At 70.1% G+C, this 13162-nt stretch carries 16 protein-coding genes; 8 read left to right on the top strand and 8 right to left on the bottom strand.

Annotation, left to right across the window (positions count from 1 at the left end):
- Positions 1-10 precede the first annotated feature (10 nt).
- The 3 genes from ACFZ8E_RS17440 to ACFZ8E_RS17430 all read right to left on the bottom strand — a co-directional run bounded on the left by ACFZ8E_RS17440 (position 11) and on the right by ACFZ8E_RS17430 (position 3369).
- Positions 11-1201, bottom strand: a complete 1191-nt coding sequence (locus ACFZ8E_RS17440; protein WP_405043343.1) for an HPP family protein — start codon at positions 1199-1201, stop codon at positions 11-13.
- Between the two features lie 293 nt (positions 1202-1494).
- A complete protein-coding gene (gene frc / locus ACFZ8E_RS17435) occupies positions 1495-2745 on the bottom strand; it encodes a formyl-CoA transferase (RefSeq protein WP_147841001.1) in 1251 nt (416 codons plus the stop codon).
- A gap of 204 nt (positions 2746-2949) precedes the next feature.
- The gene (locus ACFZ8E_RS17430; protein ID WP_244027839.1) at positions 2950-3369 is read right to left on the bottom strand and encodes a PAS domain S-box protein; all 420 of its coding nucleotides are present in this window, start codon (positions 3367-3369) and stop codon (positions 2950-2952) included.
- Positions 3370-3746: 377 nt separating this feature from the next.
- Here ACFZ8E_RS17430 and ACFZ8E_RS17425 point away from each other — a divergent pair, with 377 nt between their 5' ends.
- Both ACFZ8E_RS17425 and ACFZ8E_RS17420 read left to right on the top strand, forming a co-directional pair.
- A complete protein-coding gene (locus ACFZ8E_RS17425; protein ID WP_405043342.1) occupies positions 3747-4190 on the top strand; it encodes an OsmC family protein in 444 nt (147 codons plus the stop codon).
- Positions 4191-4240: 50 nt separating this feature from the next.
- Positions 4241-4615, top strand: coding sequence for a nuclear transport factor 2 family protein (locus tag ACFZ8E_RS17420; RefSeq protein ID WP_147726232.1), 375 nt, complete (start codon positions 4241-4243; stop codon positions 4613-4615).
- On the opposite strand, the gene ACFZ8E_RS17415 is transcribed toward ACFZ8E_RS17420, so the two are convergent.
- A complete protein-coding gene (locus ACFZ8E_RS17415) occupies positions 4603-5613 on the bottom strand; it encodes an NAD-dependent epimerase (RefSeq protein ID WP_405043341.1) in 1011 nt (336 codons plus the stop codon). The two genes, ACFZ8E_RS17420 and ACFZ8E_RS17415, sit on opposite strands and share 13 nt — an antisense overlap.
- 353 nt (positions 5614-5966) lie before the next feature.
- Here ACFZ8E_RS17415 and ACFZ8E_RS17410 point away from each other — a divergent pair, with 353 nt between their 5' ends.
- Complete coding sequence (locus tag ACFZ8E_RS17410; RefSeq protein WP_147726234.1) at positions 5967-6224, top strand: hypothetical protein; 258 nt, start codon at positions 5967-5969, stop codon at positions 6222-6224.
- A gap of 58 nt (positions 6225-6282) precedes the next feature.
- On the opposite strand, the gene ACFZ8E_RS17405 is transcribed toward ACFZ8E_RS17410, so the two are convergent.
- Positions 6283-6606 (bottom strand): hypothetical protein, encoded by a 324-nt coding sequence (locus ACFZ8E_RS17405; RefSeq protein WP_405043340.1) that lies wholly within the window; start codon positions 6604-6606, stop codon positions 6283-6285.
- A gap of 240 nt (positions 6607-6846) precedes the next feature.
- On the opposite strand from ACFZ8E_RS17405, the gene ACFZ8E_RS17400 reads away from it, so the two are divergent.
- The 5 genes from ACFZ8E_RS17400 to ACFZ8E_RS17380 all read left to right on the top strand — a co-directional run bounded on the left by ACFZ8E_RS17400 (position 6847) and on the right by ACFZ8E_RS17380 (position 10430).
- On the top strand, positions 6847-8523 hold the full coding sequence (locus tag ACFZ8E_RS17400; RefSeq protein WP_405043339.1) for a methyl-accepting chemotaxis protein: 1677 nt from the start codon (positions 6847-6849) through the stop codon (positions 8521-8523).
- Between the two features lie 210 nt (positions 8524-8733).
- Positions 8734-9024, top strand: coding sequence for a hypothetical protein (locus tag ACFZ8E_RS17395; RefSeq protein WP_405043338.1), 291 nt, complete (start codon positions 8734-8736; stop codon positions 9022-9024).
- 473 nt (positions 9025-9497) lie between these two features.
- A complete protein-coding gene (locus tag ACFZ8E_RS17390) occupies positions 9498-9683 on the top strand; it encodes a hypothetical protein (protein ID WP_405043337.1) in 186 nt (61 codons plus the stop codon).
- A 16-nt stretch (positions 9684-9699) separates the two neighbouring features.
- On the top strand, positions 9700-9993 hold the full coding sequence (locus ACFZ8E_RS17385; protein ID WP_243938060.1) for a hypothetical protein: 294 nt from the start codon (positions 9700-9702) through the stop codon (positions 9991-9993).
- A 182-nt stretch (positions 9994-10175) separates the two neighbouring features.
- Positions 10176-10430, top strand: a complete 255-nt coding sequence (locus ACFZ8E_RS17380; RefSeq protein ID WP_405043336.1) for a hypothetical protein — start codon at positions 10176-10178, stop codon at positions 10428-10430.
- An 8-nt stretch (positions 10431-10438) separates the two neighbouring features.
- Here ACFZ8E_RS17380 and ACFZ8E_RS17375 read toward each other — a convergent pair whose 3' ends face one another.
- Genes ACFZ8E_RS17375 through ACFZ8E_RS17365 form a run of 3 tightly spaced genes read right to left on the bottom strand, consistent with a single transcriptional unit; the run spans position 10439 to position 13015 of the window.
- The gene (locus ACFZ8E_RS17375) at positions 10439-11197 is read right to left on the bottom strand and encodes an ABC transporter ATP-binding protein (protein ID WP_147841028.1); all 759 of its coding nucleotides are present in this window, start codon (positions 11195-11197) and stop codon (positions 10439-10441) included.
- Positions 11198-11225: 28 nt separating this feature from the next.
- On the bottom strand, positions 11226-11978 hold the full coding sequence (locus ACFZ8E_RS17370) for an ABC transporter permease (protein ID WP_405044405.1): 753 nt from the start codon (positions 11976-11978) through the stop codon (positions 11226-11228).
- Positions 11975-13015 (bottom strand): ABC transporter substrate-binding protein, encoded by a 1041-nt coding sequence (locus ACFZ8E_RS17365; RefSeq protein WP_405043335.1) that lies wholly within the window; start codon positions 13013-13015, stop codon positions 11975-11977. The genes ACFZ8E_RS17370 and ACFZ8E_RS17365 overlap by 4 nt, the downstream gene beginning before the upstream one ends.
- Positions 13016-13162 lie beyond the last annotated feature (147 nt).

The raw sequence follows: 13162 nt of genomic DNA, 5'->3' as shown, positions 1-13162 counted from the left end.
TCGTTGCGGATCAGGCCGGCGCGACGGCGAGTGCGCGAGGCGCCGGCGCGTCGGCCCTCGGCCGTTCCGCGTCGGTGAGCAGCGCCGCCACGAGGTCGCCCTGCGAGACGATCCCGACGAGGCGGTCGTCCGGCCCGACCACCGGCAGGTGATGCAGGCCGAGGCCCGACATCTGCAGAACCACCTCGCCGATCGGGCTTTCCGGCCGCAGGGTGACGACCGGGCTGGTCATGATGTCCTCGACGCATCCGTGGGGGGCACGCCCGCGCGATGCGGTCAGGCGCAGGCGGCGCCCGAGCCCGAGTCGCGGGCCGCGCCGGTCCCAGGCCGCCTTGTCGAGGAGGTCGGTCTGCGTGACGATGCCGACCACGCGGGCGCTCTCGTCGGTGACGGGCAGGACCTTGATGTGGTGGCGTCGGAGCAGGGCGAGGGCATCCATCAGCGGGGCGCCGGGCGCGATGGCGACGACGTCGCGGGTCATGATCGCGGCGCAGTCGGTCTGCCCGGAGCGCCGGCGGTAGGAGCGGATCTGCGCCTGACGCAGGATCGCCTCGAGGTCGCTCCGGCCGACGTCGAGAAGCTGGTCGAAGTCCTCGAGCGCCGCGTCGAGGTCGGCGGCGGTGAAGCCGAGCGGTGCGGTGGCGCGCTCGGCGCCGATCCGGCCGGGCGAGGCGGCGACCGCGTGATGCGGATAGGGCCGGCCCGTCAGGTTGTTGAACAGCAGCGCCGAGGCCAGCAGCAGCAACGAGTTCGTGCCGACCGGCCAGAGCACGAAGCCGTAGCCGAGGTCGTGGATCGCCGGGCCGCCGAGGACCGCGGTGAGCGCGACCGCGCCGCTCGGCGGGTGGACGCAGCGCAGCGCCATCATCAGGCCGACAGTGCCGGCGATGGCCAGCGCCGCCGCGGAGACCGGATCGGGCACGAAGGTCGCGACGCTGACGCCGACCAGGGCCGCGACGAGGTTTCCCCCGATGATCGACCACGGCTGCGCCAGAGGGCTCGCCGGCACGGCGAAGAGGAGCACCGCCGAGGCGCCCATCGGCGCGATCAAGAAGGGCAGGGCGGTGGTCGGTCCCAGCGCCCAAGCGCCGAGCACCCCGGTGACGAGAATGCCGAGCATCGCGCCGAGGGCCGACCGGATGCGCTCGCGGACGCTGAGCGGCGTCGCGGCCGGAACGAACCGGCGCCACAGGGCCTGCATGGATCCGAGCCTTTGCATGTTTCAGCGCCGCGCCACGCCTACACCCACCGAGGCCGTCGTCTTCGCACGGCCGACGGGACGAGGCACGGGTCCCTTCTCCCATGGGGAGAAGGACAGGATGAGGCGCGTGAGCTTTCCGGAGAGGTCACGCCCCTCACCCCAACCCCCTCCCCTTGGGAGAGGGGGCCGTCTGGTGCTTCGCGCGACCCATCCAGTCGTTCTCACGCGAAAACGGCGGAAGCCGCCCCCGCGTCCTGTGGGACCGGAAGCGGCTTCGCAGAGCATCGGACCGCTTAGACCGCGCGGGCCTGATGCAGCTCCTCGATCTGCTGCTGAGTGTAGCCGAGGTCGACCAGCACCTCGTCGGTGTGCTCGCCGAGCAGCGGCGAGGACTTGATCTCGACCGTCATGTCCGAGAATTTGATCGGGCTTCCGACCGTCAGGTACGAGCCGAGATGGGGGTGGGGCACCTCGACGACCGTGCCGCTGGCGCGCAAGGACGGATCGACCGAGATCTCCTTCATCGACATCACCGGGGCGCAGGGGATGTCGAACTTGCGGAGGATGTCGACCGCCTCGAACTTGGTCTTGTCGGCAAGCCACTCCTCGATCGTGCCGAAGATGTCCATGATCTTGTCCTGGCGGGCGGATGCGGTCTTGTAGGCCGGATCGTCGATCCACTCCTCCTTGCCGATCGCCCGGCAGATCGGGGCCCAGGCATGGCCCTGGATCGTGAAGTAGATGTAGGCGTTCGGGTCGGTCTCCCAGCCCTTGCACTTGAGCACCCATCCGGGCTGGCCGCCGCCGCCGGCATTGCCGCCGCGCGGCACCACGTCCGTGAACGTGCCGTGCGGGTATTGCGGGTACTCTTCGAGGTAGCCGAGCGCATCGAGGCGCTGCTGGTCGCGCAGCTTCACGCGGCAGAGGTTCAGCACCGAATCCTGCATCGACACGGCGACCTTCTGGCCCTTGCCGGTCTTGTTCTTCTGGTGGAGCGCGGTGAGGATTCCGATGGCGAGGTGCATGCCGGTGTTGGAATCGCCGAGCGCGGCCGCGCTGACCGTCGGCGGCCCGTCCCAGAACCCGGTGGTCGAGGCGGCGCCGCCGGCGCACTGGGCGACGTTCTCGTAGACCTTGAGGTCCTCGTAGTGGTGGCCGTCGGAGAAGCCCTTCACCGAGGCGACGATCATGCCCGGGTTGAGCTCGTTGATCCGCGGCCAGGAGAAGCCCATCCGGTCGAGGGCGCCGGGGCCGAAATTCTCGACGAGCACGTCGGATTCGGCGATCAGCTTCTCCAGCACCTGCTTGCCCTCGGGCGTCTTGGTGTCGAGGGTCAGCGAGCGCTTGTTGGAGTTCAGCATCGTGAAGTAGAGCGCATCCGCGCCCTCGACGTGCCGCAGCTGGTTGCGGGTGACGTCGCCGGAGCCGGGGCGCTCGACCTTTATCACGTCGGCGCCGAACCAGGCCAGCAGCTGCGTGCAGGCCGGCCCGGCCTGGACGTGGGTGAAGTCGATGATCTTGATCCCCTCGAGTGGCTTGCTCATCGTCGGCTTTTCCTCTCTTGCGTGGATGGATGGCGACGCCGACCCTCGATCGGTGCCGCGTTCGGCGAGCGGAGACCGGGCTCTTCTGCGGAGCCTCGATCCGCGGTCACGTTGCTTTCGGCCGGATGCCGTCTTGCTTGCGAAATCCGGCCTCGATCTCGAGGACGTCGGCTGTTCCCGGCGGCGGACCGCCGAACGCCGTCGTCAGGCTTCCAGCTCGGCGAGGCGGCGCCGCATCGCGCGCTCCGCGTTCCAGCGTTCCGTCTCGTCGCGGATCACGGCGGTGATGCCGGTGACGTTCTCGTCGGCGTCGAACAGCATGCTGACCGTGAAGGCGATCGACAGGGCGCGGCCGTCCTTGTGCAGGGCCGGCACCCGAAGCACCTCGGCGCCGTAGCGGGTGACGCCGGTGCGCATGGTCTTGCGGTAGCCCTCCCAGTGCCGGTGCCGGTGGCGATCGGGGGTGATCAGGTCGAGCGATCGCCCGAGCGCCTCCTCCGGCGTGAACCCGAAGATGCGCTCGGCGGCGGCGTTCCACACCACGATCGCCCCCTCGGGATCCGAGACCACGATCGCGTCGCCGGCATTCGAGACCAGTTGTTCGAAGTCGATCGCCTGGGACATGGAGGACGCTCATCAATCCTGGACCCGTCGTCCACCGCCGATCGTCGATCCGCGAGGGTCGTCGTCGGTCGCGCGGGCCGCGGAGCACGCGACGACGCGGACCCTGATCGGGATCGAGGTCAGCGGTCGGGAATTCGGCCGGGCATGGAAGCTCTCCCTGCGGCGGAGCCGGGCCACGCTCGCAATCGCCGAGACGATCCGTCGAGGGCTCGATTCCTTATTTGGTATTTGGTATGCCAGAGCTGAAATCGCGTCAAGGCACGCGATGCCCGCGCCGCCTCGCTTCGGTTTCAAATCGCGGATCTGTCAGCCGACCGGGCTCGAACCACGGAACGCCGGTGCCGATCGCAACATTCGGCAGCACAGGGAGCAATGCGATGACGCCGGCGCCGAGCATCACGATCAGCCAGGTCGGCGATTACGTCTTCACGGTGGATTTCGGCAAAGCATTGACGGCCTTGCGCGTGGACGAGGCGGAGCCGATCGGCGGCGGGACCGGCCCCCATCCGGAACAGCTGCTGATCGCCGGCGTGGCGAACTGCCTGTGCGCCAGCCTGGTCTTCGCGCTGGGGAAGTTCCGCCAGGACGGCAAGGGCGTGTCCGCGGAAGCCACCTGCCGGATCGCGCGCAACGAGGCCGACCGCCTTCGGATCGTCGGCATCGACGTGCGGATCGCGCTCGGCGCCGCAGCCGCCGACATGCCGCGGATCGACCGGGTGCTCGACCAGTTCCAGCGGTTCTGCACGGTGTCGGAGAGCGTGAAGCTCGGCATTCCCATCGCCGTCTCGGTGCACGACGGCACCGGCACGGCGTTGACCTGACGGCGGGCCCGCGAAGCGGGAGCGCGGCGCCCACCACGAGAGGAGATGCGATGTCGGACATGCACAGGGCGGGCGCCGAGGCGCCGGAGGCGTTGGCCCGCCTGTTCAACCAGCGCGCCAATGCCGGCGACGTCGAGGGGCTCGTCGCACTCTACGAGCCCGATGCGGTGCTCGCCGCGGGCCGCATCGTCGCCACCGGGCACGCGGAGATCCGCGCCTTCTACGCCGACCTGCTGTCCCGCCGCTCGGACTTCCCGGCCGCGGACGTGCTGCCGCCGCTGCGCAACGGGCCGATCGCGATGACGTTCGCGCGGCTGCCCAACGGCACGATCTCCGCGGAGACCGCGCGCGAGCAGGCGGACGGGACGTGGCGCTGGGTGATCGACCAGCTGAAGATCAAGCCGTCCGAAGGTCAGGCCCGGTAATACGCGCGATACCAGCGCACGAACCGCTCGACGCCGGCCTCGATCGGGGTCGACGGCGCGAAGCCGACGGCGGCGGAGAGGTCGTCCACGTCGGCGAAGGTCGCCGGCACGTCGCCGGCCTGCATCGGCAGCATCCGCCGGACCGCCTTCACGCCGAGGCAGCCTTCCAGCACGTCGATCAGGTGGAGCAGCTGCACCGGCTGGTTGTTGCCGATATTGTAGAGCCGGTAGGGCGCGGCGCTCGTGCCCGGGTCGGGGCGTGCACCGTCCCAGCCCGGGTTCGGCGCGGCGATGCGCTCGCCGATCCGCACCACCCCGTCGACCACGTCGTCGACGTAGGTGAAGTCGCGCTGCATCAGCCCGTTGTTGAACACCGAGATCGGCTCGCCTGCGAGGATCGCCCGGGTGAACAGGAACAACGCCATGTCGGGCCGGTACCAGGGGCCGTAGACCGTGAAGAAGCGCAGGCCCGTGGTCGGCAGACCGTAGAGGTGGCTGTAGGAATGGGCGAACAGCTCGTTCGCCTTCTTGGTCGCCGCGTACAGGCTGACCGGGTGGTCGACGTTGTCGTGGATCGAGAACGGCATCTTGGTGAGCGCGCCGTAGACCGAGCTCGACGAGGCGTAGACGAGGTGCACGCAGCCGTGATGGCGGCAACCTTCGAGGATGTTCAGGAATCCGTCGACGTTGCTGCGCGCGTAGGCGCGCGGGTTCTCGAGCGAGTAGCGCACGCCCGCCTGCGCCGCGAGGTGGACCACGAGCCGGAAGCGGTGCTCGGCGAACAGCGCATCGACGGCATCGGCCTCGGCGATGTCGAGCTTCAGGAAGCGGAAGTTCGGATGGGCCTCGAGCCGTGCGAGCCGCGCCTGCTTCAGGCCGACGTCGTAATAGGCGTTGAGGTTGTCGATGCCGATCACCGGCCGGCCGGCCGCGAGGTAGCGCTCGGCGACGTGGTACCCGATGAACCCGGCCGCCCCGGTGATCAGTACCGGATCCATGAGCGTCCCCCTTCGTGCGGCCGCATCCGCGGTCCGAAGCTGCGCCTCCCTAGACCATTTCCAGCGCTTGGTGGATGCCATCGCGGAACGGGATTGATGTCGCGTCCGACGTGGGGAACCGCGCCGGCGGCGGCCTGCGCGAAGCCCGTCCGCACGGGGGTGGAATACCGAGTTCGATCACTAACCGTGAGTAGAGCGAGCCGATCGGATCGTCGCGCCCGCGGAATCGCTTCCCGACGGAGGAACCCCGACGCGACGGCGACGGTTCACCAGCGTACGCCGACGCCGAATCGGGCAGCGGCGCCGTTCGAGGCGGAGGCTCCGCCTCCGCAGACGACCCAAGGACTTCCCCAATGAAGAAACTGTTCCTGATCGCCGCGTCGCTGACGCTCATGTCCGCGACCGCCTTCGCCCAGGGGAACTCCCCCTACAACTCGTCCGGCTCCCAGGCCGGCGGCCCGCGCGGCGGCATGGAGCGCGCGATGGGTGCGCCGGGCGGCACGCCGGAGATGGGCTCGTCGATGCGCCCCGGCATGCGTCCGATGGCGCGTCCGATGATGCGCCACCAGCGCCGCCACCGCATGATGCATCACCGTCGCCACCGCATGTGATCGGTTCGACGTTCGCGCGAAAGGCCGCCCGAGAGGGCGGCCTTTTTCGTTTCCGGGATCACTTTCCGACCGGCATCGACCGGAGGTCGGCCGAAAAAGTCACGGGGCGGCGAGCGCCGGGCGCTGGTCGGCGCAGATGCCCCCAGCCCTTGTGTAACCCCATCGCCTGGTGCGCCTCCCGGTCGGCCGCGCTTCGGTGCCCGGCAACGGCCGCGCTGAGGCAGCCACCCACGGCCGCGAAGGTGACGATCAGCGTCGTGAACGGCTTGTCAGGGGGCGCCCATGCCGCGGTCTCGGCGTCGGTCACGACGCGGCGGGCATTCTCCGCGACGTCGCGGTGGACGCCGCGATCGGGAAAGGCGTCGCCCTGCAGGCCCAGCATCTGACGACGCCGGTGTCGCCCGATCCGGCGTCGAATTCCACCGACGCGTGGTGTCGGGCAGAGGCGCGATCGGTCCCCATCCCCGATCGCCGGCCGGCTTTCGAACGCGCATGCACGGAACCGGGCTTCGCTTTCGCGACGCCGCGACATCACGCATCCTAGGTTCGAATTCATCGTCCTTTAACCGGATGCGGACATCACTCCTACGGATAGGGATCCGTCTTCGTGCCGCGGTGAATCATGAGCTTGTCGATCGGTACGAAGATCCACGCGATCACGGTGATCTGCGTGCTGGGGCTGGTGAGCCTCATCGCCCTCTCGGTCATCGAACTCCGCGACGAGGTGACGAACAGCCGGGCGGTCAAGACGCAGCAGCTGGTCGAGGTCGCCGCCGGCGTGCTCGAGCATTTCGAGGGGGAGGGGCGGTCCGGCCGGATGACCGAAGCGGCCGCCAGGCGGTCCGCGCTCGAGGGCGTACGGAACCTGCGGTACGGCGCGAACGAATACTTCTACATCATCGACGACCAGGTGCGGATGGTGATGCATCCGATCAAGCCGGCCCTCGACGGCACGGATCTCGCCGCGCTGAAGGATCCGGTGGGCAAGGCCCTGTTCGTCGAGATGGCCGACGTGGCACGGAGACGGGGGGCCGGCTTCGTGTCCTACATGTGGCCGAAACCCGGGGCCGAGCAGCCCGTCGACAAGATCTCGTTCGTGAAGCGCTTCGAGCCGTGGGGCTGGATCATCGGCTCGGGCGTCTACGCCGACGACACGCTGGCCCACCTCAAGGCCCTCGTGATCAAGCTGTCGCTCGGCCTCGGCGGCATCGCGCTGCTGGTCGGCAGCGCCGCCTTCCTCATCGGGCGGCAGGTCACCCGCCCGATCTACGGGCTCACCGACACGATGAGCCGGCTCGCCCGCGGCGCGACCGCCGTGGACATTCCGGGGATCGCGCGCCGCGACGAGATCGGCGAGATGGCCCGGGCGGTCGACGTCTTCCGCCAGAACGGGATCGAGCGCCTCGCCCTGGAAGCCCAGAAGGTCGCGGAGCAATCCGCCCGGCAGCACCGGGCCGACCGGGTCGACCAGCTCGTGGTCGATTTCGACCGGACGATCGCGGGTGCGATCGGCATCGTCACCTCGGCCGCCACCGAGCTCGACGCGACCGCCCGCTCGATGACCCAGGTGGCCGACGCCACCAGCAACCAGGCCCTGGCATCCAGTGCGGCGGCGGAGGAGACCTCGGCAAACGTCCAGACGGTCGCCGCCGCAGCCGAGGAGATGGTCGCCTCGCTTCGGGAGATCGAGCGCCAGGTGCAGGAATCGAACGCGGTCGCCGCCACCGCATCCCGCGAGGCGCGCGCCACCGACGCCGCGATGGCGACGCTGTCGGAGGCGGCGGAGCGGATCGGCGAGGCCGTGGCCACCATCACCGCGATCGCCGGGCAGACCAACCTGCTGGCCTTGAACGCCACGATCGAGGCGGCGCGGGCCGGGGAGGCGGGCCGCGGCTTCGCGGTGGTCGCCGCCGAGGTCAAGGCGCTGGCCGGCCAGACCGCGCGGGCGACGGACGAGATCGGCGGGCAGATCCTGGCGATCCAGAACGCCAGCAGCCAGGCGGCCGCGACCATCCGGCAGGTCGGGCAGACCATCGTGTCGGTCAACGCGATCACCGGGACCATCGCGTCGACCGTCGTCGAGCAGACGGCCGCGACCGACGAGATCTCGCGCAACGCTGTCGAGGCGGCGCACGGGACGCAGGACGTCTCCCGGAACGTGGCGCAGGTGCTGGCCTCGGCCGGGGAGACCGGGACCGCCGCCCAGCAGGTGACGATGGCGGCCAACGAGCTGGCCACGCAATCGGTGAACGTGCAGCGCGAGGTCGAGGCGTTCCTGTCGGCCATCCGCGCGGCCTGATCGACGGCGATCGATCGGATTCGGACGCAGGGCGATCCGCGTCCGCCGGGCCCGAACCCGGCGGAGCGCGCGGTCGCGATCACGAAACCCCGAGCTGGGCGCCGCGGCCGGGGCGGTTAACACCGCGGTAACCATAACCTTCGAGAACCGGGCCCTGAACGGCGGCGGGCTCGCCCCTGCGCCCCGGCCGAGTTCGAAGGAGCAACGACCATGGCCCCCGGTTACGTGATCGCCGCCTGTCTGGAAGGCGCCGGAGCCATCGGGATCGTCGTGGCGCTGTTCCGCCTTCACCGGGAGCAACGTGCCAAGGCCGCCGAGCTCGCCCGCTTCCTGCGGTTTGGGCAGGTCCCGGACGTGCCGCTGCCGAAGCCTCGACCGGCTGCCACCGCCCGCCCGGCGCCTGCCATCCGGCTCGGCTCGACGATGCGGCCGCCCGAGCCGATCGATCCCTCGGACGCGCTGCTCGCCCTTCGAAGCGCGTTCGGCGCGTCGGTGCGTTGACGGCGCGCGCTCCGCGCTCGCCTCAGCGCAGCAGGGCGTCGAGACCGAAGCCGCCGAAGACCACGAAGGCGAGCGTCATCAGGAACTTGAGGTCGTCGATCGTCTCGGTCATGGCCGCCGCCCGCACGTGCTTGAACGCTGAAGACCGGGACCAGCCCGGCCTCCTCACCCTCCGCCGTCGCGCGATTTCGAGCGAATCGTTTCAGGCTTTCTTAACCGGCCGTCCCGGACTTCCCGGAGACGTGCTTCACGCCTCGTTAAGGCCTCCGACATTCGTCAGGCCGCCGTCAACCATGTTCCCGCCGCGGCGGCTCGCCGGAACCCGAGCCGCATCCCACTCGTTGGGTGCGCGGAACCTGCCTCCACGTTGAGGTGCCGCGACGACCGCTCGGCCCGCGCCTTTCCCGGCAGGCGGGCCTTTTTCATGGACGTCCGGTCGCTTGGCGGCAGCCCGTCCCGATCGGAGTCCCGTGATGCGCAACCTCCTCCTCGCCCTCATCGTGCTCGCCGCCGGCTTCGTCCTCGTCGCGATGTACATCGCGCCGACCCAGCCCGGCCTGCGCACTTGGTATCGCGACAACGCTTGCGTCCACCTCGACAAGGTGAGCCCGCAGATCTGCGCGCCCATCCGGCAGGCCGAGGGCAGCGACAAGGTCTGACCCCGGGATGTCGGCCCTGCGCCGCGCCGTCGACTGGACGTTCCGCGACCGGAACACCGGCGCGATCGTGATTGGACAATGGCCCAATCTGCCGCTCTGGTTGTTCCTCGGATTGTCTGCCGCGCGATGGCTGCTCGCGCCGAAGGCTGACGGCGGGCAGAATGACGTCGGGATGTGGCTTCGGATCGCGTCCGGCGCGGCGCTCGCCTGGTGGGCGGCGGACGAGATCCTGCGCGGCGTGAACCCCTGGCGCCGCCTGCTCGGTGTGATCGCGTTGGCCGGTTTGGCGGTCTCCGCGGTGTTCGGCTGATCCAGGGCAGCTTCGGCGCGAGGCCGCGCCGGCATTCACGCCATTTCGTATTTTCTACGCAGCATCGAAACTTGTAGTTGCGTGCACAACGAATTCCGTGAATACGGTTTCGACCGATGGGCCCGTTCGCGCTCGCGTGTGACTATGCGAACAGAAGCCGGAAATCTGAGCGGGCGAAGCCGATGACCAACCTGGGAACCACGCGCCGCCTGCAGGACGGCCCGCATCCGTCGAACGGCCTGCAGGTCCTGGGCAAGATCGCCGCCGTGCTCGCGATCCCGGTCCAGGATTTCTTCCGCGACGAGGTGCAAGCCTCCAGCGCCGCGACGCCCTCGGCGGCCGAGTGCGAGCTGCTGATGACGGCGTTCCTGCGGGTGCGCGATCCCGAGATCCGGAACCGCATCGTCGGCATGCTGCGGGCGTATTCCGGCAACTGATCGCGGCGTCAGAGTTCGGCCGAATCGCGGGAGAGCTCGCTCCGCAGGCGCCGTGCCGCTTCGAGCAATGCGCCATCGCGCCGCCTGCGCGGACGGGGCAGGTCGATCCGCACCTCCGCCGACACGCGGCCGGGCTTGCCGGCCAGCACCACCACCCGGTCGGCCAGCGTCACCGCCTCGTCGATGTCGTGGGTCACGAACAGCACCGTCTTGCCGGTGGCGGCCTGGATGCGCTGCACCTCGTCCTGGAGACCCTCGCGGGTGAAGCTGTCGAGGGCCGAGAACGGCTCGTCCATGAGCAGCACGTCCGGGTCGACCGCGAGCGCACGGGCGATGGCGACGCGCTGGCGCTGCCCGCCCGAGAGCTGATGCGGCCAGCGCTGGGCGAGATCGTCGAGCCCGACGAGGGCCAGCATCTCGGCGGCCTTGGCCCGACGCTGGGAACGCGACAGGCCGCTGTTCTCCAGGCCGAAGGCGACGTTGTCGACGACCCGCCGCCACGGCAGCAGGCGCGCATCCTGGAACACCAGGGCCATCGGCGTGCGGCAGCCGGGCCGCGTCGCCAGCTCGACCGTGCCCGAGCTCGGCGCGGCGAGGCCGATCAGCACCCGCAAGAGCGTCGACTTGCCGACGCCGGATTCGCCGACGATCACCAGGAACTCGCCGCGCGCGACGGTGAGGTCGAGGTCCGACAGGATGACGTTGCGCGTGCCCCCGCGCGCGTAGGCGAGGCTCAAGGCCCGGAAGGCGATGATCGGGTCGCGCATGGCGGTGTCGGCCTGGGTCGCCATGCGCTCAGGCCCGCCAGCGCAGGAGCCAGCCCTGCAGGGCGACGAACGCCGAATCGAACAATCCGTAGAGCCCGGCCATGGTGAGCATGTAGACGACCACGATGTCGGTGGAGAGCAGGCTCGAGGCCTGCATCATCCGCTGCCCGACGCCCGGCACGCCGAAGATCTCCGCCGCGACCACCGCCATCCAGGCCTGGCCGAGCGCCGTGCGCAGGCCGACGAGGATGCCCGGCGTCGCCGCCGGCAGCAGGATCTTGGTCAGACGTGCGGGGGCCGAGCGGAAGCCGAAGGCCTGTGCCACCTCGATCAGGTCGCGGTCGACGCCGCGCACGGCGCCCTGCGTCGCGAAGAAGACGATCCAGAACACGCCGATGGCGATGATGAACACGGCCGCCGACGGCTCGACGCCGAACCAGATGATGGCGAACGGCACCCAGGCGAGGCCCGGGATCGGCCGCAGCAGACGCACAACCCAGGCGGTCGCGGCCTCGAAGGTCCGCGACATGCCGCCGACGAGGCCGAGCGCGATCCCGGCGCCCGCGCCGACGGCGAGGCCGACGAGGTAGTGGCTAAGGCTCGACGCCACCGCCTCGAACCACACCCCGAGCTCGATCTCGCGCAGGAACGCGGCCGGGATCGTGCTCGGCGGCGGCAGGAAGGCCGGGTTGATCAGCCCGAGCCGGGGCGCCGCCTCCCAGACCAGGAGGAAGGCGGCGAGCCCGAGGGTTGACAGCAGGATCGCGCGGAGGACGGTCAGCGCGCGATCGCCTTCTCGTAGAAGCCCGGCACGAACAGGCCGTCGATCGGCACGTCCTTGTCGAGGGTGCCGATGCTCACCTGATAGGCCTGCATCTTCCGCGTCGCCTCGACGATCACCCGCGGGTCGGCGGTGAACTTCGCCGCCGGCGAGGACAACGCCTTCCGGATCGTGGCGAGATCGGTGATGCCCTTGCCGAGCGCCTTCTCGACCGGCGGCGCGGCGCGGGCCGGATCGGTCTTGAGCAGGTCGGTCGCCTTCACCAGCGCGTCGACGAGGCCCTGCACCGCGGCCGGGTTCCTGTCGGCGAAGGCGCCCGAGACGGCGACCACGGTGCCGGGCTGGTCGGGGAACATCTCGGCGCCGGTGGCGATCAGGGCGATCGCCGGGTTGCGCTGCTGGACGATCGTCAGCGCCGGCTCGCGGATCGAGGCGCCGTCGACGGCGCCGGCGAGCAGAGCCTGCTGCGTCGCGTCGATGCCCATGGCGACGACCTCGGCGTTCGTCTTGTCGGTCTTGGCCACCTGCCAGAGCCAGTGCTGCAGCGTGGTGTTCGGCACCGAGCCCGGCGGCTGGGTCGCGAGGCGGGCGGCGCGGCCCTCCTTCTCCCGGTAGCGGCGGAAGGCCTCCGCCTTGTCGGCGGTCGCCGCGAAGTAGGGCGCGAGCTTGGGGCCTGCGACGAACACCATCTCCTCGACCGCGGTCGCGGCGACCACGCGCACGTCGATGTTCTTGGTGCGCGCCACCGCCAGCGGCGCGATGCCCGCGACGTAGACGTCGATGGTGCCGGAGGCCAGCGCCTGGATCATGTTCGGCCCGGACTCGAAGGTGGTGAATCCCGGCTTGAGCCCGGCGGCCTCGAGCCAGCCCTCTCCGTTGGCGACGAAGATCGGCGCCGCGCCGATCACCGGGATCACGCCGATGCGGACGGGCACCGGCGCGGCCTGCGCCGTCGCGGAGCCCGCCCCGAGGGCGTCCGCCCCGAACGCGAGCAGGCCCGCAGCGAGGATCGTACGGCGATTGGGGAACTGACGCATGGGCTCGGGATTTCCGGGCTCGGGAGCGGAGCGGCTTCGGCCGCTCCCATGCCACAGGCCGGCGAAAGTGCAAATCGGCGCGCCGAAAACGCCATCCGCCCTCGCTCGCGCGTGGCAAGCACTTCGATTGCGACCACATGGTTACGA

Origin of the sequence: Methylobacterium sp. HMF5984, assembly GCF_045033435.1 — a bacterium.
GTDB lineage: Bacteria > Pseudomonadota > Alphaproteobacteria > Rhizobiales > Beijerinckiaceae > Methylobacterium.
Note: the sequence above shows the minus strand (reverse complement) of the source record. Positions and strands in the feature narration are given on the sequence as shown.

Coding starts and splice junctions, on each gene's coding strand:
- ACFZ8E_RS17375 (WP_147841028.1), bottom strand. CDS start 11,197: ATGCGCGACCCGATCATCGCCTTCCGGGCCTTGAGCCTCGCCTACGCG.
- ACFZ8E_RS17420 (WP_147726232.1), top strand. CDS start 4,241: ATGTCGGACATGCACAGGGCGGGCGCCGAGGCGCCGGAGGCGTTGGCC.
- ACFZ8E_RS17405 (WP_405043340.1), bottom strand. CDS start 6,606: ATGCTGGGCCTGCAGGGCGACGCCTTTCCCGATCGCGGCGTCCACCGC.
- ACFZ8E_RS17410 (WP_147726234.1), top strand. CDS start 5,967: ATGAAGAAACTGTTCCTGATCGCCGCGTCGCTGACGCTCATGTCCGCG.
- ACFZ8E_RS17425 (WP_405043342.1), top strand. CDS start 3,747: ATGACGCCGGCGCCGAGCATCACGATCAGCCAGGTCGGCGATTACGTC.
- ACFZ8E_RS17395 (WP_405043338.1), top strand. CDS start 8,734: ATGGCCCCCGGTTACGTGATCGCCGCCTGTCTGGAAGGCGCCGGAGCC.
- frc (WP_147841001.1), bottom strand. CDS start 2,745: ATGAGCAAGCCACTCGAGGGGATCAAGATCATCGACTTCACCCACGTC.
- ACFZ8E_RS17400 (WP_405043339.1), top strand. CDS start 6,847: ATGAGCTTGTCGATCGGTACGAAGATCCACGCGATCACGGTGATCTGC.
- ACFZ8E_RS17390 (WP_405043337.1), top strand. CDS start 9,498: ATGCGCAACCTCCTCCTCGCCCTCATCGTGCTCGCCGCCGGCTTCGTC.
- ACFZ8E_RS17440 (WP_405043343.1), bottom strand. CDS start 1,201: ATGCAGGCCCTGTGGCGCCGGTTCGTTCCGGCCGCGACGCCGCTCAGC.
- ACFZ8E_RS17415 (WP_405043341.1), bottom strand. CDS start 5,613: ATGGATCCGGTACTGATCACCGGGGCGGCCGGGTTCATCGGGTACCAC.
- ACFZ8E_RS17430 (WP_244027839.1), bottom strand. CDS start 3,369: ATGTCCCAGGCGATCGACTTCGAACAACTGGTCTCGAATGCCGGCGAC.
- ACFZ8E_RS17380 (WP_405043336.1), top strand. CDS start 10,176: ATGACCAACCTGGGAACCACGCGCCGCCTGCAGGACGGCCCGCATCCG.
- ACFZ8E_RS17365 (WP_405043335.1), bottom strand. CDS start 13,015: ATGCGTCAGTTCCCCAATCGCCGTACGATCCTCGCTGCGGGCCTGCTC.